The organism is Nonomuraea sp. NPDC049625, assembly GCF_040675285.1.
Classification (GTDB): Bacteria; Actinomycetota; Actinomycetes; order Streptosporangiales; family Streptosporangiaceae; genus Nonomuraea; species Nonomuraea angiospora_A.
Map to the genome: position 1 here is coordinate 171,205 of NZ_JBFAOQ010000011.1, position 20,711 is coordinate 191,915.

The following is a 20,711-nucleotide window of genomic DNA, read 5'->3' on the forward strand; positions in this document are numbered from 1 at the left end:
GCGTCAAGGCTGTGTAGTGCTTTCCGAGTCACGTCGCAGGATCCGCAGGCCGTCGCGGTCACCAATCTGCCTTCTGTTACGTACGGCGCATCATCGAGGTGTAGACCATTCGTGCAGGGCGTAGGGCACGCTGTTCACGACGTTGGCGATGGCCGCCGCCGGATAGCCGACCATGTCGCGGGGCAGGCCGTCCAAGGGCCACCAGGCGATCTCAGAGCATTTGTCCGGTTCTGCGTTGTACGGCTCGCCGGTCCACGTGTCGGCGGCGAAGAAGAGGCCGAGGCGTTCCGGGGCCCGGTGCATGACGTGGACGAACCTGAGGTCGTCCGGATCGATCGTCACGCCGACCTCCTCGCCCGCCTCCCTGACGGCCGCCTCGGTCGCCGATTCGCCCGCTTCGAGGTGGCCTGAGGGCAGATGCCACAGCCCGTCGCCGTACCCGGTGCCGGCCCGCCTGCCGAGCAGCACCGTGGAGTCGCGGAGGAGGAGCACGTGCACGTCGACGATCGCCCGGAAACGTTCCCTCGGCAGCCCTCGATCGGGGGTGAGGGGTGCGCGGCGGTCGAGGGCCTGGGCCCATTTGACGGCGACGGCGGCCACCTGGACCAGCTCGGCGCGCAACCGCTCCGGGTCCGACTCCGCGAACGCCTCCATCACCTCCTCCGCCAGCACGTGCCGCCACGTCAGCGTCCCGGCCTCGGCCGCCGCGTCCGTCTCGGACCTGGCCCGGCCGGACTCGGCCGCCGTCCCCTCGTGCCCGGTGCCGTCGGGCAGGAGCTGCATGCCCCACCGCACGTCCTGGGCCACCCGCTCGGCGGTCACGTCCGCGAGCACCCTCGCCAACGAACCCGGCACGCCGGCATCGCCATCGTGATTCATGGCCACCAGTCTGACGGGGTTCAGGGGGTGGCGGGGCGGAAGCCCGGGCCCAGGGCGGTGGTGCCGGCGCGGGCGTGGTCCCGGAAGGCCCGTACGGCCGGCGGAAGGCGCGCGTCCTGGAGCCAGCTCACCCCGATGGTCCGGTACAGCGGCGGGGACAGCGGGATCTCCACCACGCCGGCCGCGGTCGCGTCCGCCGCGGGGTGGGTGGAGCGGGGCAGGACGGCGACGCCGAGCCCGGCCGCCACCAGTCCGCGTACGGTCTCCGTCTCCTGGCCCTCGAACGCGATCCTCGGCTCGAACCCCGCCGCCGCGCACAGGTCGTCGGTGATCTGGCGCAGGCCGTACCCCGGCTCCAGCGTCACCAGCTCCTCCCCCGCCAGCTCCGCCGCCCGCACCCGCGCCCGCGCCGCGAGCCGGTGGGACGGCGGCACGGACAGCACCAGCTCCTGGTCGGCGAGGCGAGCACCGGCGAGGTCGGGGGCGTCCACGGGCATGGGGGCGACGAACACCAGGTCGATGCGGCCCTCGCGGAGCTCCTCGATCATGTCGTGGCGCGAGCCCTGCACCAGGCTGAAGCGGATGCCGGGGTGGTGCTCGCGGAAGCCGCCGATGAGGGACGGCACGAGGGTGCGGCCCAGGAGGTGAAGGAAGCCCAGGACGATGCGGCCCGAGGCCGGGTCGATCTCCTCGCGGACCTCGCGGGCGGCGGCGGCCATCGTGGTGAGGGCGCGGGCGGAGGCGCCGGCCAGGGTGCGGCCCGCCCGGGTGAGGCGGATGCCACGGCCGGAGGGTACGACGAGCGGGGCGCCGACCAGGTCCGCGAGCGCGGCGAGGCGGCGGCTGGCCGTGGGCTGCGGGATGCCGAGCAGCTCGGCGGCGCGCGTCACGTGACCCGTCTCACCCACGGCGGCCAGCAGGGCCAGCGCGGGCGCCAGCCGAGCCGCCAGCCGCTCGTCGGCCGATTCATCCATCATGGTATGAATTATCGCCCATTCCTGCATTAGACGTATTTATTAGCCTTGCTTAGCGTTGCAGGCGTGGTGGTTCTCGAGGCTCCTCCGGTTCGTGACACGCGGCGGGTCAGTGCGGCTGTGGCCGCCGCCGGGGTGTCGTCGTTCGCCCTCCTGTACGCGCCGCAGCCCGTGCTGCCGCAGCTCGCCGCCGGGTTCCGGCTGGATCCGGGCAGCGCCTCGCTGACCATCGGCGTGGCCACCGGGGCGCTGGCCGTGGCCGTGCTGCCGGTGGCGTGGCTCGCCGGGCGGGTGGGGCGGCGCAGGGTGATCGTCTGGTCGGTGCTGGCCTCGGTGATCATCGGGCTGCTCCTGCCGCTGGCCCCGTCCTTCCCCGTGCTGCTGGTGATGCGGGCGGTGCAGGGGGTGGCGGTCGCGGGGTTCGCCGGGGTCGCGGCGGCGTACCTGGCCGACGCGGTCGGTACGGCACGGCTGCCCGCCGCGGTGGGGGCGATGATCGCCGGAAACTCGGTCGGCGGGATGCTGGGCCGGCTCGGCGCCGGGTTCGCCGCCGGGCCGATGGGGTGGCACGGCGCGCTGCTGGCGGTGGCGGTGCTGTCCCTGCTGTGCGCACTGTTCGCGGCCCTCACACTCCCGCGCGACCATGTCCCGGAGCCCGGATCGCAGACTTCTGGGCCCGGGTCGGAGACCCCGGGGCGCGGGTCGCCGGGTGCCCGGCGCGTCCGGAGGGCTCGGATCGGGGCCGGGCTGGTCGGGCCGTTCGCCGTGGGGACGCTGGCCACGGGGGCGTTCGTGGCGCTCTACAACGCCGCCGGGTTCCGCCTGGCCGCCCCTCCCCTGTCGCTCGCCCCCGCCGCCGCCTCCCTCGTCTTCCTCTCCTACGCCATGGGCACCGCCTCCTCTGCCGCCGCCGGACGCCTGGCGGCCCGGCTGGGCTGGACGAAGGCGCTGGTCACGGCCCTGACCGTGACGGTGGCGGGCTCCGTGCTCACCGCGCACCCGTCGCTGCCGCTCATCGTGACCGGGTTCGCCGTACTGACCGCCGGGTTCTTCGCGGCGCATGCCATCGCCAACGCCTGGGTCGCCGCCGAGGCGCCCCCGAGCGCCCGTGGCCGCGCGGCCGGCGTCTACACCCTCTGCTACTACCTGGGCAGCGGCCTCGGCGGCACGGCGGGCGGCGTCGTGTACGGGCACGCGGGCTGGGCCTGGCTGATCGGGCTCACGTCGGCCTGGCTGGCGCTGGCGGTCCTCGCCGTCCTCATGACCCGCCGCTCAAGGTGACCGTCACCCCGGTCTCCGCGCCGGGCGGCGGGCACAGGTTCGCGAAGACCTGACCGACGGTCGGGGGCCGGGACGCCGCAGGCGGACGGGCGAGCGCGAGGGACAGCCGGCCGGGCGCGGCGGACGGAGCGCCGGCACGGGTGGTTCAGCGGGTGGAGCGGATCGAGCGTTCGAGGGAGTCGGTCAGCCACAGGTGCGTCGCGCCCAGCGTGGCCGCCTCCCCGCTCACCTCGCCCACGAGCCGCCAGTACCGCCGCATCCGCGGGTCGCCGTCCGCCGCCACGTTCGCCAGCAGCTCCCGCCGGAACGCCGGGGTGTCGCCGCTGCCCCGCACCGACGCGTGCGCCTCCACGAACCGGTCCAGCTCCGGGCCCACCCGCGGCCGCTCACCCGCCAGCACCAGGGGCATGGCCAGCGCGCACGCCTCGGCGACCCCGTTCATCAGCTCGTCCTCGTCGGCGATCAGCTCGACGTTGACCCGCGCCCTGGCCAGCAGGCCGCGCAGCAGGGACCGGTCGCCGACCAGGCTGACGAGCTCGGCGTACGCGACCACCTGCGGCGGCGTGGGGTCGGCGGGCGGCTGGGGCACGGCCATCGCCACGAACCCGGCGAACATCTCCTCCGACACCGGCGCCACCATCGTGCGCCGCCAGAAGTCGACCAGCGCGTCGCGGGCCGCGTACCCGCGTTCCACCGCGGCCAGCAGGTCCAGCCGGGCCGCCCGCTCGGCCGGGCTCGCCTCCTCGACCGCCCGCAGGGATGCGCGCCGCCACGCGAGGTCGGCGAGCTGCACGTCGAGCGCCGCCCGCTCGGCCGCCACGGCCTCGGCCATGGAACGCTCGCCGTTGAGCACCCCGGTGATGGCGGGCAGCCCCAGCCCGAGCCCGCGCAACCGCCTGACCAGACCGAGCCGCTCCACCGCCGCCGGCTCGAACCTGCGGTGCCCGCCGGCGCTGCGGACCGACTCGATGATGCCCTCGTCGCAGTAGAAGCGGATGGTCCGCACCGGGACACCGGTCAGCGCCGCCAGGTCCCCGATCCCCAGCGTCTCCTCGTGCAAAGGCACTTGCACCTCCACTGGACTGGAGTTTCTACCGTACCGGCGGAAGAGGACGGAAGAGATCGAGAGGAGATCCGTCATGACGATGCTGGACACCGCACGGATGGTCGAAGGGCTGCGGGAGCAGACGGCCGGGTTCGCCCGGGCGGCGGCCGGAGGGGATCCGGAGGCGATGGTCCCGACCTGTCCGGAATGGTCGCTGCGTACTCTCGTGGGGCACATCGGGCAGGCGCACCGGTGGGCGGCCGAGATGTTGCGCAAGGGCGAGCCGCTCGCGGTGCCCGACCCGGGGCAGGCCGGTCCGGGTGCGCCGGCGGGGTGGGAGCGGTGGCTGCGCGACGGCGCCGAGGAGCTGATCGGCGCGATCGGGCAGGTGGGGGCGGACACCGAGGTGTGGACGTTCCTGGGCCCGCGGCCCGCGGCGTTCTGGCTGCGCAGGATGCTGTGCGACACCGCCGTCCACCACTACGACGCGGCGGCCACGACGGGGGCCGCGTTCGGGATCGCCGACGACCTCGCGGCCGACGTGATCACCGAGGGTATGGAGATGCTGGCCTCTCCGGGTTCGGAGTCGCTGAAGCCGAGTCTGGTGGAGCTGCGCGGCCGGGGCGAGCGGCTGGGGGTGCGACCGCACGTGGGCGACGGCTGGATGATCGTCAGGAGTCCCGGGGGGTTGTGGTGGGAGCACGGGCCGGTGGAGGCGGACGCGGTGGTGTCGGGGGCCGCCGCGGACCTCATGCTGGTGTGCTCCCGCCGCCTTCCCCTCGACGACGCCCGGGTGTCGGTCTCCGGGGACCGTGCGCTGCTGGAGCACTGGCTGGCCCATATGGCGTTCTAGCCTTCGCCGCCCGGGTCTCACGTGTCCAGGTAGCGGAGGATGGCCAGGACGCGGCGGCTGTAGTCGGGGTCGCGGGGCAGGTCGAGCTTCTCCACGATGGCGTTGACGTGCTTCTCGACCGTGCTGAGCGAGACGTGCAGGCGTTCGGCGATGGCCGCGTTCACGAAGCCCTGGGCGAGGTGCCGCAGCACCTCGCCCTCGCGCGGGCTCAGGCCGCGCAGCGGGTCTGCGTGGGTGGTGCGGGCCAGGAGCTGCCGCACCACCTCGGGGTCGAACGCGGCTCCGCCCGCGCGTACGCGTTCGAGCGAGTCGAGGAAGTCGGCCACCTCCGAGACCCGGTCCTTGAGGAGGTAGCCGAGGCCCCGCGTGGAGCCGGCCATGAGCCTGGCGGCGTAGTGCTGCTCGACGTACTGCGACAGGACCAGCACGCCGACGCCGGGGTGGCGGTCGCGGATCTCCAGGGCCGCCCGGAGGCCGTCGTCCTTGTGGCCGGGCGGCATGCGGACGTCGATCACGGCCACGTCGGGGCGGTGGCGCTCGACGGCGGCGAGCAGGGCGGGGGCGTCGCCGACGGCGGCGACCACCTCGTGACCGGCGTCGTCGAGCAGCCGGGTGAGCCCCTCGCGCAGCAGCACGGAGTCGTCGGCCAGGATCACCCGCATGACGAGCCCGCCTCCACCCCGGACCCGGACCCGCTGGACGATGCCATTCCAGGCCCGCTCAACCCTGCCCCGGACCCGCTCGACCCCGCTCGGGGCCCGCTGGGCACCGCTCCGGAAACGCCCCCGGATGCCCCGGGGACGGCCTCCGGCGCCTCGGGGGAGCCGCCGGGCGGTGTCTTCGGAAGGGTGGCGGCGATCTTGGTGGGCCCGCCCGGCGGGCTCTCGACCGTGAACTCCCCGTCCAGCGCCAGCACGCGCCGGGCCAGCCCCGACAGCCCGCCGCCCGTCGGATCGGCCCCGCCCGAGCCGTCGTCCGAGATCACCACGCTCACCGCCCGCTCGTCCTCCGTCAGCACGACCAGGATGTCACGCGCCCCGGCGTGCTTGATCGTGTTGGTGATCGCCTCGCGGGCCACGAAGTAGAGCGCGGTCTCCACCTCCGACACGGGCCGTCCGGCCAGCCCGTCGTGGACGGTCACCGGCACGCTCGATCGGTCGGCGACGCCCGCCAGCGCGGCGCGCAGCCCCAGCTCGTCGAGCGCGGTCGGGTAGATGCGCCAGGCCACGCTGCGCAGCTCGTCGAGGAGCTGGCGCGACTCGGTGTACGCCTGGGCGACCAGTTCGGTGGTCGCCCCGGGATCGGCGCTGTGCCGGGCGCGGCCCAGCAGCATGGCGAGCGCGACGCCGCGCTGCTGGACGCCGTCGTGGAGGTCGCGTTCGATCCTGCGCCGCTCGTCGTCCACGGCCCGGACGATGCCGGAGCGGGTGGCGGTCAGCTCGGCGATCCGGCGGCGCATCAGCTCGTGGCTGCCGGGGCCGAGGAAGTGGTCGGCCAGCCGCCGTTCGAGCGATCCGACGGCCAGGGTCATGAGGGTGACCAGGGCGAGCAGCACGGCGCCGCCGGTCAGGCCGAGCATGCCGCTGCTGGTGACGATCCTGACGCCGGGCAGGTTCACCGGCACCGGCTCGGCCCGCCCCCATGCGAGGTCCCACAGGCCGCCGACCAGCAGAAGCCCGCCGAGGAAGAGGCCCGCCGCGCACAGGTACCCGCCCAGGACCCCCAGGGCGGCGCGGGCCGCGAGGAAGCCGTAGCCGCCGTCCCGCCGTGCCACCTCGTGCCCGAGCCAGCCGGACAGCCTGGCCCGTTCCAGCGCCATCAGCCTGTCCAGGCCTCGGACGACGGCGGGCCGGGCGGCGGGGACCAGGCACGCGGGCCACGCCACGCACAGGAAAACCAGCTCGACGAGGCCGAGGGCCATCCCGAGGACGACCCCGGCCAGCACCCGGGCTGCCCTGCTGCCTGACACGGGCGTGAATTCTAGGCGCAACCCCCTGACGACGCGCACCGCTCCACGCATCATCCGCACCGCTCCCCGCATCATCCGCACCGCTCCAGGCATCGCGGGCCGCCGCGCTACGCGTCGCGGCGGCGCAGCACCGCGTGGCCCGCCGCCAGGGCCGCCGCCGTCCAGGCGAGGAGCCAGGCCAGCCCCTCCCCCGCCGAGTACGGCATCGGCCCGCCGGCCAGGTTGTCCGCGCTCCCCATGAACGCCAGCCCCGCGAACGTCGGCATCCGCAAGGAGGCGTCCAGCGCCGCCTGGCTCCCCGTCGTCAGCAACATCAGCGGCAGCCCCATGAGCAGCATGAACACCACGGTCAGCGTGCCCGCCGCGCTACGCATCGCGGCGCCGACGCCGAGCGTCATCACCGACACCAGCGCGAAGAACGCCCCGACCCCGAGCAGGTCCGGCACGACCTCGCCGATCGGCGACACGACGAGCCCGCCGAACAGAGCGCCGGACAGCACGACCTGGACGACCACCGTCGCGACGGCCCCCGACAGCACGCCCGCCACGGCCATCACCGGTGCCACCACCAGCGCCTTGGCCGCCAGCACCACCCCTCGGACGGGCGTGGCCTGCAACGTGGCCCGGATGCTTCCGGACGAGTACTCCGAGGTGATCGCCAGCATCGCCAGCGCCACCAGCGCGAACTGGACGAACGACGTCGCCGACACCACCGGCTCGCTGGCCGTCACCCGCGCGCCGGTCCGGCCCTCGCGCAGGGCGTCGGTGGCGCTCGCGCCGCCCAGCGTGAGCGCGGTCACCACCATGAGCGCCGCCGCGCAGGCCAGGCACCACCACGTGGACCTGACCGACCACAGCTTCGCCCACTCGGACCCGATCGCCTGCCACAACGTCCTCATGATCCCGCCCCGTACTCGACGCTTCCCGCGGTCAGCTCCTGGTAGGCCTGTTCGAGCGAGGCCTCCCGGGTGCGCAGCTCGTGCAGCCGGATCCCGGCCTCGTAGGCCAGGTCGCCGACCGTTTCGAGGGTGGCGCCGGTGGCCTCCAGCTCGTTCTCGCCGTACCGGTCCACCGCGATCCCGGCGGCGCGCAGCCGTACCGCGAGATCGCCGGCGTGCGGGGTGCGGACGAGCACGGCCGTCAGGGAGCTGCCCGCGATGACGTCGGACAGCGGCGCGTCCGCGATGAGCCGGCCCTTGCCGATCACGACGAGGTGGTCGGCGGTGAGCTGCATCTCGGTCATGAGGTGGCTGGAGACGAACACCGTCCGGCCCTCGGCGGCCAGCGAGCGCATGAGCCCGCGCACCCAGCGCACTCCGTCCGGGTCGAGCCCGTTGACGGGTTCGTCGAACATCAGCACCTCAGGATCCCCCAGCAGCGCCGCCGCGATGCCGAGCCGCTGGCTCATGCCCAGCGACAGCGCCCCGGCCCGCTTGCGTGCCGCCGCGGCCATGCCGACCGTCTCCAGCACCTCGTCCACGCGCCGCCGGGGGATGCCGTTGGCGCGGGCCAGCGCCACCAGGTGCGCGTGGCCGCTGCGGCCCGGGTGCAGCGCGCGGGCGTCGAGGAGCGCGCCGACGGTGCGCAGCGGGTTGCCGATCCGGTGGTACGGCACGCCGCCGATGAGCGCGGTGCCGGCGGTGGGGCGGTCGAGGCCGAGGATCAGGCGCATCGTGGTCGATTTCCCGGCCCCGTTCGGGCCGAGGAACCCGGTCACCGTGCCCGGTCTCAGCTCCAGTGTCAGGTCGTCGACCGCCGGACGGTCGCCGTACCTCTTGCTCAAACCCTTCAGACTGATCACGCCGCCTCACGCTAGGCGGCCTCGGGTCCGGCGGGTATGGGGGCGAGCCGCCGACTTCGATGGCGGAAAGCCGTAAAAGACCAGGCCGGCGGCGAACGGGGACGCCTCCGGCCTGGTCGGCACAATGTACTGCCTCGCCTCGGGTGCGGACCACGGGGAAATACCGGGTTCGGCTGTGCCTCCGGGCATCGCGCCTCCAGAATCCGAATCCTGCGAGGTCGTATGTTCGGCATCATCCGTCCCTGTGGCGCACACGGGTGCCCGTCGCCGCGTGCGGCCTGGCGGGCGCACCTGCGCGGGCTGTGCCTGACGTTGCGGGACGGGCAGGACCAGGCGGCGCGGCCGGCCACCTGGTGGACACGCTGCTCGGCGCCGAGGTGCATCGGGCGGTGGAGCGGGCGTTCCGGGCGTCGTACGAGCGGCCCGGCTGGATCCGCAGGACGGGGGCCGGGATCCTGACCTGCGGCCGGTGGCAGCCCCAGTGAAACAGGCGGGACGCCCGTCACCGCGGCCGAGGCGGGTGTGACCTGAGTGGCCTGGACTGTTCCTGTTGCGACTGCTGCGACTATTCCACCTGAAGCCGCTCACACCGGGCGGACGGCGCTGATCGCGGCGTCGCGGGTGAGCGTGGCCCCGCTCTCGTACGCGGCGGCGAACGCCTCGTCCCCCAGCACCGCCCGCGCCCGCTCCGCGGGCCGCAGCAGGTCGCCGAACCCGCTGCGGTCCTCCGTCCCGAGCAGCGCGGTCGCGGCCCCCAGCAGGTACGCCGCCCGCGCCGGCTCGTCGTCGGCCAGCGCGGCCGCCCGCACCTGCGCCGCGACGGCCAGGATCGGCAGGTCCCCCAGCTCCATCGCGATGTCGAGCGACGGCCCGGCACTCGGCCGGTCGCCGTCGAGCAGCGCGGCCATCGCGCGATAGCAGGCGGCCCAGGCCCGCACGTCGGGAGGGCAGGACGGATCCTCGACCGCCGTCAGCTCCCGCCGCGCCTCCTCCAGGGCACCGCTCCGGAGCAGCACCTCGACCTGCGACAGCCGCACGTACTCGACGCCCTCCCTCCGCCGCAACCGCTCCACGCAGTCCCAGCACGCGTCCATGTACGACCGGGCACGGTCATGCTCGCCCGACCGCGCGTACGAGAGCGCGATCTTGGCCAGGATGGCGGCCTGGTCCTCCACGACACCCAGCTCACCGGCCAGGCGCAGCGCCCGCGACCTGGCCTCGATTCCGGCGGCGAGATCGCCCGCGCGGTCGTGGTGGTCGGCCAGCACGCGCAGCGCGGAGGACAGCCCCCACCGCTCGCCGAGGGCCTCCATCTCCCGCCGCGTCTCGTCGACCAGGGTGAACGCCCCGCTGACGTCCCCCTTGCTCTCGGCCGCCATGGACAGCGTCATCCGCGCGAACGCCCGCTCCCAGCCGGTCAGGCCCGGCATCGACCGTTCTGCGGCCCGGGCGGCCGCCACCAGGTCTCCCAGCACCATCGGCGCGCAGAGCAGCAGCACGCCGGCGGGCCCGCCCAGCCGGTCGCCGAGGTCCAGCGCCTGCTGGACCGTCTCCTGTGCCGCCGCCGGGTCGCCGAGCTGCTGGTGGACGAGCCCCTGGAGCGCCAGCCGTACGGGCCGCAGCTCCTCCGGCACCTCGCCCGGCAGGTCGAGCACGCCACGCATCCAGTGCACGCTCTCGATCCGCATGCCCTGCAGGAACCAGAACCACCACATGGCCGCCGGCAGCCGCACGCCCAGCTCGGCGTCCCCCGCGTCGGCCGCGAACCGCAGCGCGGCCACGACGTTGTCGTGCTCGGCCCGCAGCCTGTCCAGCCAGTGGAGCTGGCCGGCGCCGCGCAGCCCGGGGTCGGCCGCCTCGGCGAGCCGCAGGAAGTGGCGCGCGTGCCCGTCCCGCACGGCCCGGTCCTGCCCGGACTCCGCCAGCCGGGCCATCCCGTACGACCTGACCGTCTCCTGCATGCGGTAGCGCTCGCCGGACAACTCGACCAGCGACTTGTCCACCAGCGCCGTGAGCGCGTCGAGCGGGTCGAGCCCGCTGACCGCCTCCAGCGCCTCCAGCGTGGCCCCGCCGGGGAAGGCCGCCAGCACCATGGCCAGCTCCCGCTCCTCGCCGGACAGCGGGTCCCAGCTCCAGTCGACGACCGCCTGCAGGGTGCGGTGCCGGGGCAGGGCCGTCCGGCTGCCGCTGCTGAGCAGGCGGAAGCGGTCGTCGAGCTTGGCCGCGATCTGCTCCACGCTCAGCGCGCGCGTCCTGGCGGCGGCCAGCTCGATGGCCAGCGGCATGCCGTCGAGCCGCCGGCAGATCTCGACGACCGCCCGGGTGGTGGTCTCGTCGAGGGTGAAGCCGGGGCGGACCGCCACGGCCCGTTCGGCGAAGAGGCGGACCGCGGAGTAGCCGCGGGCGTCCTCGGTCGTGCCGGTGGGCCACTCCAGGGGCGGGATGGGATAGAGGCTCTCGCCCGCGACGGCCAGCGACTCCCGGCTGGTGGCCAGGACGCGCAGGCCGGGGCAGGCGCCCAGCAGCCGGTCCACCAGCTCGGCGACGGCCGACACGACATGCTCGCAGTTGTCGAGCACGAGCAGCGCGCCCTGCTGGGCGAAGACCTCCGCGAGCCGCTCGGCGGCGCCGCCCTCCCCGGCCTCGAACCGGGCTCCGTCCCGGCCGCCGATCGCCGTGAGCACCGCGTTGGCGACGTCGTGGGGGTCGGTGACGGGCGCCAGTTCGGCCAGCCAGACGCCGTCCGGCGCCAGATCGGCCGAGCGCTCGGCGACCTCGGCGGCGAGCCGGGTCTTGCCCGCGCCCCCTGGGCCGACGACGGTGACGAGCCGGCCGGTCTCCAGCGCCTTGGCGAGCTGGGCCAGCTCCTGCTCGCGGCCGACGAAGCTGGTCACCTGGGCGCGCAGGTTCGTCCGGCGGGTGCGGCGGCGGTCCTGGCGCTGCGGGTCGTGCCGGAGGATCGACAGGTGCAGCTCGGCCAGCTCGGCGGACGGGTCGACGCCCAGCTCCTCCGACAGCGTCCGCCGGGTCCGCTCGTAGGCGTCGAGCGCGTCGGCCTGCCGGCCGGCCGCGTACAGGGCCCGCATGAGCAGGCCCTGCAGGCGCTCGCGCAGCGGGTGCGCGGCCGCCAGCGGGCCCAGCTCCGCCAGCACGTCGTTGCCCGCGCCCAGCTCCAGGTCCAGCCGGTCCTCGGCGGCGGACAGGCGCAGCTCGTCCAGCCGTACGGCGGCGTTGTCCGCGAACGGCAGCCCGGCCAGGTCCGCCAGCGCCGGCCCCCGCCACAGCCCCTCGGCCTGGCGCAGCGCGGCGAGGCCCCCCGTGCCGGCCAGCCGCTCGAACCGGGAGACGTCCACGTCGTCGGCGTCGACGGCGAGCCGGTAGCCGGCCGGGTGCGACTCGATCGCGGCGTGGCCGACCAGCCGCCGGGTGCGGGAGACCAGCGACTGGAGGGCGTTGGCGCTGCCGGCCGGCGGGCGCTCGCCCCAGATGGCGGCGGTGAGCACGTCGAACGGCACGACCCGGCCCGGCTCCAGCGCGAGCCGGGCCACCAGCGCGCACAACCTGGCACCGGAGATCTCGACCCGGCGTCCCTCCCCGTCACGCACCTCGAACGGGCCGAGCAACATCACACGCACGGCACCAAGCTTGCCATTCACCCCATATCGCGCCAACCGCGCGGCGGTCAGGTGCCGAAGACGGTCTTCGCCAGGTCGTACGACTGTCCGGCCACGTCGTCCTCGGCGCGCCGGAACGCCTCCACGATGGCGTCCGCCAGCGCCTGCGAGCCCAGCCGCATCGCCCGCGGGTCGATGCGCAGCCCGGCCAGCGAGCCGGTGGGCTTGAGCTCCACGACGACCTGACCGCCGGCGCTCTCGCCGCGCCCCCGGGTCTCCTCCAGCAGGCGGCTCACCTCTTCGAGCTCGGCCGTCCGCGCCGCCATCTCGGCCAGCGCGCGGTCGAGCTCCGGGTCTCCGGTACGGGGTGTCGTCATCGGTGTTCCTCACTCACTCACTCAACGCTTGAAGATGAAGGCCCTGGGCGCGTGCGCCAGCGCCGAGCGGAGCGCGCCCTGCTCCGACATCGCCCCACCGGCGACCAGGGGGTAGATGGTGGCGGCCGAGAGCGTGCGGCGGAAGAACTTGCCCGCGGGGTCCGAGCCCAGCAGCGTCTCGGTGACCTTCGTGGCGGGGAAGAACCTGCGCACGTCGCTCAGCGCCTTGATGCCGCCGTTGTAGGCCATCTCGGCGGCGAAGTGCTTGCCCGCGTACTCCCAGAGGTTGCCCATCGGCTGCCCCGTGGCGGCCGAGCTGCCCGCGTGCACGCCGGTCTTGAGCACGGTCCACAGCACGGAGTCGGCCAGCGCGTCGAGCCCTTCGCGGACGAAGTAGTTGCCGACGCGGCGCTTGCCCATCCGCGCCTCCAGGATCATCCTGGTGATCTTCTGGAAGATCGTGCGCTCCAGCCTGGCCCTGGACACCAGCCATTGGAACGCCTTCTCGGCCGCTTTCCTGGCGAGGGGGTAGACGAAGCCGAACATCATCGTGAAGGCCATGGCGGCGAGGTACGTGCCGATGATCCGGAGCTGTTCGCGGTGCTCCTCGACGGCGTCGGCGTACTCCTCGCAGCCCGCCGCCAGGTCCAGCAGCTCCTCCTGGAGCGCGGCGTAGCGGGGGGCGAGTTCCTTCGGCCACACGTCGGCGAAGCGGTCCACGATGCGGCTGTCGTTCGCCTTGCGCGCCTCGGCGACGCCGGCGTCGGTCTTGTGCGCGACCTTCCCGATGGACTCGGCCAGCGCGCGCAGCGCCTTGGCACGGTCCCGCAGGTTGCTCACGTCGGCCACCGGCACGTGCACGTCGGCGAACCAGGCCAGCGCCTGGAAGGGGTCGAACATCAGGCGCCTTCCTTGCGCGGCGGGGCCTGCGGGATCGGCGGCGCGGGAAGATCGGGGATCTTGGGCAGCGTGCTGATGATCTGCTGCTCCAGGAAGTCCCAGAACTTCTCGAAGTCGCGGAAGTTCCCCGCCGAGCTGAAGTTCTTGTCGGCGATGCCCTGCATCGCCTCGGTGAGCGAGTCGTAGCCGTCGCTGTACCACTCGGCGAACGCGCGGCCGTCGTCGTCGCCGCCGACCAGGTCGGAGGTGGTGGCCAGCGAGGTGGAGCCGCGGTGCAGCGCCACGACGTCGTCGCCGGTCTTGTCGAAGAGCTTGGCCAGGCGGCGGATCGAGGTCCAGTGGATCTCCAGGCCGCCGCTGGGGGCGTTCGGGGGCTGGACCGGCTCCTGGGTCGGGGCCGGGCGCGGGGAGGGCTCCTGCACCGGCGGGATGACCGACCAGGTGGGCGTCGGAACGGGCGACCAGGTGGGGGTGGGGGTCGGCCCGGGGGTGGGCGTGCCCGACGGAGTCGGGGTCGGCTTCGGGGTGCCCGTCGGGGACGGGGTCGGGCTCGGTGACCCCGTGGGCGTGGGAGTCGGGGTGCCGGACGGGGACGGGGTGCCCGTCGGAGATGGGGTGCCGGTTGGGGACGGGGTGCCGGTTGGGGACGGGGTGCCCGTCGGGGACGCGGTCGGCGTCGGGGAGGACGTCGGGCTGGGGGTGGTCGTTGGACTCGGCTCACCAGACGAATCAGCCATCAACCCTCCAATCACTACAAACAAACACGACTAGTAACAGTGAGACACTAACGTTGACAAATTTCTCAGGTGTTAACAAGCGGCTACGGATTGTTCATCCACGCCGGCGTCACCTTGAGCAGCTCGCCTAGCTCGTCGAGCGGCTCGCTGTCGACGGCGCCCGTACGCGCCCGATCCTCGACGCGCCGGCACAGCTCGGCCTCGCGGGCCGCCCCGACGGTCGCGCAGCTGCCCTTGAGCCGGTGGGCGAGCGCGGCCACCTCCGCCACATCGCCGGTCCGCGCCGCCAGCCGCAGCTCCTCGTACGTCCGCGTCGCGGTGGCCTGGTACGCCTCCGCCACATCGGCGAGCGCCTCCGGTGACAGCCCCACCAGCTCGGGCGGGAGCCCGGAGTACGCGGCCCACTCCGGGATGCTGGCGAGCACGCGCGGCCAGTCCACCGGCTTGGCCAGGTGGTCGTCCATCCCGGCCGCCAGGCAGCGGATCCGGTCGTCCGGCATCGCCGCCGCGGTCATCGCGATGATCGGGGTGTGCGCGTCCTCGCGCCGCCTGATCTCCTCGGTCGCGGCCAGCCCGTCGAGCACGGGCAGCTGGCAGTCCATGAACACCAGGTCGTAGCCCCCGGCCAGCACGGCGCGTACGGCCTGCTCGCCGTCGTCCACCACCTCGACCTCGTGCCCGGCCTGGCGCAGCACGAGCATCGCGACCTGGCGGCTGACCTCGTCGTCCTCCGCCACCAGGATCCGCGCGCCGCCGTCCCTGCCCGCGAGCTCCACGCCTTCGCGCGGCTCGCCGGGGCACTCGGCGGTGACCAGGGCGTTCTCCACGGCGGCCAGCAGGCGGCGGCGGCTCAGCGGCCGGGTGATCGACTGGACGGCCCGCTCCCCCATGGCGCCGGGCCAGGCGAAGCCCGACCGCCCGGGGGTGACGACCACGACCACGCTGGTCGCCTGGAGCAGCGGGTCCGTGAGGATCACGTGCGCGGTCGACTCGGCGTCGGTGCCCAGGTCGAGGGCGACGACCGCGAGCTCGTACGGCCGCCCGCCCGACGCGGCGGCCCTCAGCAGCTCCAAAGCGGAGTCCGCGGTCTCCTCCACGTCGAGCCCGGCGCCCGCCAGGAACCGCACGGCCAGCGCGCGGTCCTCGGGCCGCGGGTCGGCGACGAGCGCGCGCCTGCCCTGCAGGGCCTCGACCGACGGCTCCGACCAGGTGAGCACGTCAACGGGCAGGCGCACCCAGAACCGGCTGCCCACGCCCTCCACGCTGTCGAGCCCGATCTCCCCGCCCATGAGCTCGGTGAGCTGCCGGCCGATGGCCAGCCCCAGGCCGCTGCCGCCGGTCCTGCGCGTGATCGGCGAGTCGACCTGCCGGAAGACGCCGAACACCCGCTCCCGGTCGTCGGGCCCCACCCCGATCCCGGTGTCGGCGACGGCGAACCTGAGCACCGCCCGCGCGTCGCCGGGCTCGCCCTCCTCGAGGGTGACGTGCAGGTCCACCCCGCCCTGGACGGTGAACTTCAGCGCGTTGCCCACCAGGTTCGTGAGGATCTGGCGCAGCCGCGCCGGATCGCCGGTCACCTGCCGGGGCACGCCGTCGTCGAGCCGCAGCGTGAGCCAGAGCCCCTGCTCGTACGCGTGCGGCGCGAAGGGCGCGACCACCTCGTCACACAACCGCGGCAGGTCGAACGGCACCGCGTCGACCTGGAGGTGGCCCGCCTCGATCCTGGACAGGTCGAGGAAGTCGTCGAGCAGGCGCAGCACGTTCTGGGCCGACTCCTGGGCCGTGGTCGAGTAGTGGCGCTGCTCGTCGTCCAACCGGGTGCTCATGAGCAGGGAGTTCATGCCGAGCACGCCGTTGATCGGGGTGCGGATCTCGTGGCTGATCTTGGCCAGGAACTCGGACTTGGCGCTGGAGGCGCTGACCGCCTCGTCCCTGGCGGCGGCCAGCTCGGCCGCGTACCTGGCCAGCGTGGCCTGCGCGCGGCGGCGGCCGCGCGTGGTGTGGATCTGCAGGCCCAGGCCGATGAGGATGAGCAGGGCCAGCAGGGCCGCGACGGTCATGACGTTCGTCCTGAGCCGCTCGGCCGAGGCCAGCGCCTTGGTGGCGGACACCTCGGCGGTGACCGTCCAGCCGATGCCCGGGATCGGCTCGGACGCCGACAGGACCGTGCCGTCGACGCCGCTGAACAGGCCGTTCCAGGTGCGCCCGGCGAGCGCGGCGTCCACCCGGGGGTCCTCGCGCAGGGAGGTGAGCGCGAGGAGCTTCCTGCCGGGGTCGGCGACGAGCACGCCCGCCCGGTCGGTGATCAGCAGCCTGATGTCCTGCGCCTCGGCGGCCTCCTTGGCGAACTCCTGGATGGCGTCCAGGCTGTAGACGACGGCGAGGATGCCGAGCATGCGCTTGCCGTCGGCGCTCGGGATCGGCGCGGCCACCGCGACCGCCCTGGACACGTCGATCATCGTGGGCGTGTACGCCTGGGAGATGTGGGCCGCCCGCCGGTCGCGCACGGCGCGGTACCAGTCGGTGGCGGTGAGGTCCTGGGGCAGCACGGTCTTCGGCTCCGCGCCGAGCATGCGGCCCTCCGACGAGACCAGGATCAGCCCGCTGATGCCGTCGCGCAGCTCCTTGAGCTCTCCGAGGTACGTACGCATGGCCTCGGGGGTCGCGTGCCCCACCGTGTCGCGCACGCCGGGCCGCTGCGCGAACGTGGTGACGAGCTGCGCCAGGGAGCCCATCTGCTGCTCGACCACGACCCGGCTCACCGAGGCGGTGATCCTGACCCGGTCGTCGACCTCGTCGCGCACGGCGTTCTCCGACAGGGAGATACTGGAGGAGGTCAGCAGCGCCAGGGGCAGCAGGCCGAGCAGCGTCCACAGGGCAGTCACCGCGAGCACCCATCTCACCGGCGTCCGTCCTCCCCCCTGTCGGTTCGGCTACAGATTAAGAGGAAGAGGGCATGAGCGGCGGATCACCGTGAGCAGAACGCGCAAAACTTGAGCGTTTGTAACAAAACCTGCCTAAGCTCACTCTGATTTGTAAAAACTGCACCTGGACGAGGAGTGGCGGTGCCTGAGCCACGGGACATCACCGTTCTCATCGTGGACGACGACCCGGTCGTCACGGCGGCCCTGCACGCGCAGGTGAACAGAGTACTCGGGTTCAGGGTGGTCGGGATCGCGCACACCGGCCAGGCGGCGCTCGCCGCCGCCGGCCGTTTCGCGCCCCGGCTGGTGCTGCTGGACCTGCACCTGCCCGACCTGCCGGGGCTGGAGGTGGCGCACCGGCTGCGCCGGCCCGAGCAGCCGCCCATCGACATCATCGTGATCTCCGGGCGCAAGGAGTCGGCCACGGTACGCGCCGCCATGCAGCGCGGCGCGCTCTACTACCTGGTCAAGCCGACCAGGGCGGGCACGCTCGAGCAGACGCTGCTGCGCTACGCGGCCACGGCCGAGCAACTGGAGTCGGGCGACCGGTTCGCCGAGCAGCAGGAGATCGACCGCATCTTCCGCACGCTCCACCTCGACCAGGGCGCCCGGCCGAAGAGCATCTCGGCGGCGACCGAGCAGGCCGTGCTGGACGCGCTGGCCGCCGTCCCTGAGGACGTGTCGGCGAACGAGCTGGCCGGGATGATCGGCGTCAGCCGCGCCACCGCCCGCCGCTACCTGGAGCATCTGGCCGATCGCGGGCTGCTCGAAGGCCGGCCGAAGTACGGGCCGACCGGGCGCCCCCAGCACCGTTATCGAGTGCGATGAGAGGGCTCAGGGCGCTGCTCGCCGTCCTGCTCTGCCTCACCGCCGCCGGATGCGGGAGCGACAACCCCTTCCCCGAGGGCTCCACGATGGCGCGGATCAGGGAGCGGGGCGTCCTCGTCGTGGGCACCAAGTTCGACCAGCCGATGTTCGGCTACAAGGATCCCGCCAGCGGGCGGATCATCGGCTTCGACGCCGAGATCGCCAGGCTCATCGCGAAGGACCTCACCGGCAGCGAGCGCAACATCCGCTTCGTCGAGACCGTCTCGCGCGAGCGGGAGAACTTCATCTCGCAGAACGTGGTGGACCTCGTCATCGCCACGTACTCGATCACCCCGGCCCGCGCGCAGCTCGTCGCCTTCACCGACCCGTACTACTACGCCGGGCAGGACCTGCTCGTCAGGACGTCCGACACCACCATCAACGACGTGTCGGACCTGGACGGCAAGACCGTGTGCACCGCCACGGGCTCGACGTCCGTCGAGCGGCTGCGCTCCCTGGTGCCCGGTGCCACCCTGGAGATCGTCGACGCCTACAGCATCTGCGTGCCCGCGCTCACGAACGGGCGGGTCGACGCGATCAGCACCGACGACACGATCCTGCTCGGCCTGCTCGACCAGCATCCGGACCAGTTCCGGCTGGTGCTCAAGCCGTTCGGGCGCGAGCCGTACGGGATGGGCGTGCCCAAGCAGGACGTCGCCTTCCGCGACTACCTCAACGGCCTGATCGCCGGCTGGCTGCGCGACGGGCAGTGGGACCGCGCCTACAAGGACACCATCGGGGTCTCCGGAGCGACGTCCGACTCCTCCAGGCCCGGCGACCACCGGCCCTGATCGAACTCAGATCGATCAATCACTGAGCAGAACGCGCACAAGCCTTTTGGTGACACATACGGCTCCTACGGTTACGCCATCGCTGACCGAGACAAGGAGCGTGACGCATGACCGAGGCCGACCTGATCGTCCTGGACCAGGTCAACAAGCGCTACGGCGACCACCATGTGCTCAGAGACGTCAACCTGAACGTCAGGCAGGGCGAGGTCGTCGTGATCATCGGCCCGTCCGGCGCCGGGAAGTCGACTCTGTGCCGGGCGATCAACCGCCTGGAGACGATCGACTCCGGCACGATCACCCTGGACGGTACGCCGCTGCCCGCTGAGGGCAAAGCGCTGGCCAGACTCCGCGCCGAGGTGGGCATGGTGTTCCAGTCCTTCAACCTCTTCGCGCACAAGACCGTCCTGGACAACGTCGTCCTCGGCCAGGTCCACGTGCTGAAGCGGCCGAAGGCGGAGGCCGTGCGCAGGGCCCAGGAACTGCTCGACCGGGTCGGCATCGGCGGCCAGGCCGCCAAGTTCCCCGCCCAGCTCTCCGGCGGGCAGCAGCAGCGGGTGGCCATCGCCCGCGCGCTGGCCATGGACCCCAAGGCGATCCTCTTCGACGAGCCCACCTCGGCCCTCGACCCGGAGATGGTCAACGAGGTGCTCGACGTCATGACCTCGCTGGCCCGCGAGGGCATGACCATGGTGGTCGTCACCCACGAGATGGGCTTCGCCCGGCGCGCGGCCGACCGGGTCGTCTTCATGGCCGAAGGCGAGATCGTCGAGCAGAACACCCCCGACGCGTTCTTCGGAGCCCCGAACAGCGAGCGCGCCCAGTCCTTCCTCGCCAAGATCCTCACTCACTAAGGAGCCGTCATATGTTCGGCAGGTCCCTTTACGCGACCTTCGCGGTGGTCGCGCTCGCCGCCACCGCCACCGCCTGTGGCAGCGCCGAGGCCAGCAACGCCTCGATCGTCGACAAGGCCAAGAACGACAAGAAGCTGGTCGTCGGCGTGAAGGCCGACCAGCCGGGGCTGGGGTTGCGCACGCCCGACGGCAGCTTCGCCGGGTTCGACATCGAGGTCGCCAAGTACGTGGCCAAGCAGCTCGGTGTGGAGGCCAAGGACGTCACGTTCAAGGAGACCGTGTCGGCCAACCGCGAGGCGTTCATCGAGCAGGGCCAGGTGGACATGGTGGTGGCGACGTACTCGATCACCGACGCCAGGAAGCAGAAGGTGTCCTTCGCGGGGCCGTACTTCGTGGCCGGGCAGGCCCTGCTCGTCAGGGCCGACGACACGGCGCTGACCGGGCCCGAGACGCTGAACGGCAAGAAGCTCTGCTCGGTCGCCGGCTCCACCCCGGCGCAGAAGGTCAAGGCGGAGTACTCCAAGGAGGTGCAGCTGCAGGAGGAGCGGACGTACTCGGCGTGCGTGGACCGCGTCCTCGGCGGCCAGCTCGACGCGCTCACCACCGACAACGTCATCCTCGCCGGCTACGCCGCCCAGTACGGGGGCAAGCTCAAGGTGGTCGGCCAGCCGTTCAGCACGGAGAAGTACGGCATCGGGCTGAAGAAGGACGACACGGCCGGGCGCAAGGCGATCAACGACGCGCTGGAGAAGATGTTCTCCGACGGCAGCTGGACGAAGGCGCTGCAGGCCAGCGTCGGCGCCTCCGGCTTCACCCTCCCGCAGGCCCCGCAGCTGGAGCGCTACTGA

General features: G+C 73.2%; 20 protein-coding genes. 8 read left to right on the forward strand and 12 right to left on the reverse strand.

The genetic code is table 11. The annotated features are described in order from the left end of the window. Window positions 1–90: 90 nt before the first annotated feature. Window positions 91–879 (reverse strand): NUDIX domain-containing protein, encoded by a 789-nt coding sequence (locus AB0J87_RS39605; RefSeq protein ID WP_363974437.1) that lies wholly within the window; start codon window positions 877–879, stop codon window positions 91–93. Between the two features lie 20 nt (window positions 880–899). Next, a complete protein-coding gene (locus AB0J87_RS39610; RefSeq protein WP_363974440.1) occupies window positions 900–1,856 on the reverse strand; it encodes a LysR substrate-binding domain-containing protein in 957 nt (318 codons plus the stop codon). Window positions 1,857–1,919: 63 nt separating this feature from the next. Here AB0J87_RS39610 and AB0J87_RS39615 point away from each other — a divergent pair, with 63 nt between their 5' ends. Beyond that, window positions 1,920–3,134 carry an MFS transporter gene (locus tag AB0J87_RS39615; protein ID WP_363974443.1) on the forward strand — a complete coding sequence of 405 codons (1,215 nt, stop codon included), beginning with the start codon at window positions 1,920–1,922 and terminating at the stop codon, window positions 3,132–3,134. Window positions 3,135–3,279: 145 nt separating this feature from the next. Here AB0J87_RS39615 and AB0J87_RS39620 read toward each other — a convergent pair whose 3' ends face one another. Further along, window positions 3,280–4,200: a MerR family transcriptional regulator gene (locus AB0J87_RS39620; protein ID WP_363974446.1), complete on the reverse strand. Its 921-nt coding sequence runs from the start codon at window positions 4,198–4,200 to the stop codon at window positions 3,280–3,282. Window positions 4,201–4,273: 73 nt separating this feature from the next. On the opposite strand from AB0J87_RS39620, the gene AB0J87_RS39625 reads away from it, so the two are divergent. Then, window positions 4,274–5,032: a maleylpyruvate isomerase family mycothiol-dependent enzyme gene (locus tag AB0J87_RS39625; RefSeq protein WP_363974449.1), complete on the forward strand. Its 759-nt coding sequence runs from the start codon at window positions 4,274–4,276 to the stop codon at window positions 5,030–5,032. Between the two features lie 17 nt (window positions 5,033–5,049). Here the strand turns inward: AB0J87_RS39625 and AB0J87_RS39630 are convergent, their stop codons facing one another. The 4 genes from AB0J87_RS39630 to AB0J87_RS39645 all read right to left on the reverse strand — a co-directional run bounded on the left by AB0J87_RS39630 (window position 5,050) and on the right by AB0J87_RS39645 (window position 8,802). After that, on the reverse strand, window positions 5,050–5,694 hold the full coding sequence (locus AB0J87_RS39630; protein WP_363974452.1) for a response regulator transcription factor: 645 nt from the start codon (window positions 5,692–5,694) through the stop codon (window positions 5,050–5,052). Next, a complete protein-coding gene (locus AB0J87_RS39635) occupies window positions 5,685–7,001 on the reverse strand; it encodes a histidine kinase (protein WP_363974455.1) in 1,317 nt (438 codons plus the stop codon). The genes AB0J87_RS39630 and AB0J87_RS39635 overlap by 10 nt, the downstream gene beginning before the upstream one ends. 107 nt (window positions 7,002–7,108) lie before the next feature. Then, complete coding sequence (locus tag AB0J87_RS39640; protein ID WP_350727819.1) at window positions 7,109–7,900, reverse strand: ABC transporter permease; 792 nt, start codon at window positions 7,898–7,900, stop codon at window positions 7,109–7,111. Further along, window positions 7,897–8,802, reverse strand: a complete 906-nt coding sequence (locus tag AB0J87_RS39645; RefSeq protein WP_363974459.1) for an ATP-binding cassette domain-containing protein — start codon at window positions 8,800–8,802, stop codon at window positions 7,897–7,899. The genes AB0J87_RS39640 and AB0J87_RS39645 overlap by 4 nt, the downstream gene beginning before the upstream one ends. Before the next feature lie 302 nt (window positions 8,803–9,104). Here AB0J87_RS39645 and AB0J87_RS39650 point away from each other — a divergent pair, with 302 nt between their 5' ends. Beyond that, entirely contained in the window at window positions 9,105–9,287 is a 183-nt protein-coding gene (locus AB0J87_RS39650) for a hypothetical protein (RefSeq protein ID WP_363974462.1), read from the forward strand. 99 nt (window positions 9,288–9,386) lie between these two features. On the opposite strand, the gene AB0J87_RS39655 is transcribed toward AB0J87_RS39650, so the two are convergent. The 4 genes from AB0J87_RS39655 to AB0J87_RS39670 are packed head-to-tail and all read right to left on the reverse strand — an operon-like array spanning window position 9,387 to window position 14,115. Next, complete coding sequence (locus AB0J87_RS39655) at window positions 9,387–12,428, reverse strand: BTAD domain-containing putative transcriptional regulator (RefSeq protein WP_363974915.1); 3,042 nt, start codon at window positions 12,426–12,428, stop codon at window positions 9,387–9,389. A 56-nt stretch (window positions 12,429–12,484) separates the two neighbouring features. After that, on the reverse strand, window positions 12,485–12,793 hold the full coding sequence (locus AB0J87_RS39660) for a YbaB/EbfC family nucleoid-associated protein (protein ID WP_185074069.1): 309 nt from the start codon (window positions 12,791–12,793) through the stop codon (window positions 12,485–12,487). Window positions 12,794–12,814: 21 nt separating this feature from the next. Further along, a complete protein-coding gene (locus tag AB0J87_RS39665) occupies window positions 12,815–13,693 on the reverse strand; it encodes a hypothetical protein (protein WP_363974466.1) in 879 nt (292 codons plus the stop codon). Continuing rightward, a complete protein-coding gene (locus AB0J87_RS39670; RefSeq protein ID WP_350727815.1) occupies window positions 13,693–14,115 on the reverse strand; it encodes a hypothetical protein in 423 nt (140 codons plus the stop codon). The genes AB0J87_RS39665 and AB0J87_RS39670 overlap by 1 nt, the downstream gene beginning before the upstream one ends. Window positions 14,116–14,122: 7 nt before the next feature. On the opposite strand from AB0J87_RS39670, the gene AB0J87_RS39675 reads away from it, so the two are divergent. After that, window positions 14,123–14,464 (forward strand): hypothetical protein, encoded by a 342-nt coding sequence (locus tag AB0J87_RS39675; protein ID WP_363974469.1) that lies wholly within the window; start codon window positions 14,123–14,125, stop codon window positions 14,462–14,464. A gap of 49 nt (window positions 14,465–14,513) precedes the next feature. On the opposite strand, the gene AB0J87_RS39680 is transcribed toward AB0J87_RS39675, so the two are convergent. Then, window positions 14,514–17,333, reverse strand: a complete 2,820-nt coding sequence (locus AB0J87_RS39680; protein WP_363974472.1) for a response regulator — start codon at window positions 17,331–17,333, stop codon at window positions 14,514–14,516. Window positions 17,334–17,495: 162 nt separating this feature from the next. On the opposite strand from AB0J87_RS39680, the gene AB0J87_RS39685 reads away from it, so the two are divergent. The 4 genes from AB0J87_RS39685 (at window position 17,496) to AB0J87_RS39700 (ending at window position 20,711) form a co-directional block, all read left to right on the forward strand. Continuing rightward, complete coding sequence (locus AB0J87_RS39685) at window positions 17,496–18,182, forward strand: response regulator (RefSeq protein ID WP_350727812.1); 687 nt, start codon at window positions 17,496–17,498, stop codon at window positions 18,180–18,182. Next, window positions 18,179–19,012 (forward strand): glutamate ABC transporter substrate-binding protein, encoded by an 834-nt coding sequence (locus tag AB0J87_RS39690; protein ID WP_350727811.1) that lies wholly within the window; start codon window positions 18,179–18,181, stop codon window positions 19,010–19,012. The genes AB0J87_RS39685 and AB0J87_RS39690 overlap by 4 nt, the downstream gene beginning before the upstream one ends. A gap of 107 nt (window positions 19,013–19,119) precedes the next feature. After that, window positions 19,120–19,863, forward strand: a complete 744-nt coding sequence (locus tag AB0J87_RS39695) for an amino acid ABC transporter ATP-binding protein (RefSeq protein WP_350727810.1) — start codon at window positions 19,120–19,122, stop codon at window positions 19,861–19,863. 11 nt (window positions 19,864–19,874) lie between these two features. Next, on the forward strand, window positions 19,875–20,711 hold the full coding sequence (locus AB0J87_RS39700) for a glutamate ABC transporter substrate-binding protein (RefSeq protein ID WP_350727809.1): 837 nt from the start codon (window positions 19,875–19,877) through the stop codon (window positions 20,709–20,711).